Source organism: Acinetobacter sp. 809848 (assembly GCF_000581275.1).
Lineage (GTDB): Bacteria > Pseudomonadota > Gammaproteobacteria > Pseudomonadales > Moraxellaceae > Acinetobacter > Acinetobacter pittii.
In genome coordinates this window covers 1-983 of the sequence record NZ_JEXG01000155.1, presented here as the reverse complement: position 1 = coordinate 983, position 983 = coordinate 1, and the positions used below count along the sequence as shown (strand labels likewise).

The 983-nt window shown below is 29.7% G+C and carries 1 pseudogene; it reads left to right on the top strand.

The window, feature by feature from the left end:
* Nucleotides 1–983 (top strand): annotated as a pseudogene (locus tag J536_RS25940) (hemagglutinin); the annotation flags it as partial.

The following is a 983-nucleotide window of genomic DNA, read 5'->3' as shown; positions in this document are numbered from 1 at the left end:
ATATTGAACTCGTTTCTAAAAATGGCACTTTAACTTTAAAAGGCTATGGTGGAACTGCGGGGAATGGATCGGAACAAGTTGTTAAGTTGGATACAGCAAATGGTGGTATCAATTTAGAGGGTGCTAAAGTTGATATTCAAGGTTCACAGTTAACTGCACAAAAAGATATTAAGATTGTTTCAAGTAAAGATGATGCGCTAATTGATGGAGTTAAAAATAATTTTTCTAGTTTACAAAAATTAAATTTAGCAAAAGATTATACTTTAAAAATAGAAGAAATGAATAAGGAACGTTTAAAGCTACAGTCACAAGATTATTTTAATGATTACTCTAATTTGGTGAAAAAATATCGCAATTATAATGATATGTTTCTTAAATATTGGGATTATGAACTTTTAGATCAAACCAAAAATAAAAATTCAGAAATATGGGTTAATGCATATAAAGAATATGAAAGAGATTTTAATGTATTTAAAGATAAGTATCCAATAAAAATAAATTATCCAGTTCCTGGGCAGCTTCCGTTCTTGCTTGGTGGAAATAATACTCCACTTGCTGTAGATTATGTTTTTGGTTTTAAATATGATAATGATTATATTAATGATGTCGAAAAAAATGAACTATTCTATAAGGAGAGTCTAAACGGATCTGAGCATGCTGAAACTAAGTTAACTTCAAAATCAGGAAATATAAATATTACTTCTGCTAAAGGTTTATCTATAAGTGGAGGAAATATTTCTGCTCAATTAGGACAAGTTAATTTAGAAGCAAGTGGTGTTTTAGCCGAACAGTATAAATCTACAACCACTACAGAGACTAATCCCCAGCCAAGAATATTAAATGCAAGTATTATTGTTGATGGTCATACAGATTTTTATGATAAAGGCAGTGAAAATGATCAAAATTATAGTATGAGAACACTAGTCAGCCCTTCTATTATTAATGGGGATAAAGGGGTTAACATTAGAACTGTAGGTAAAACT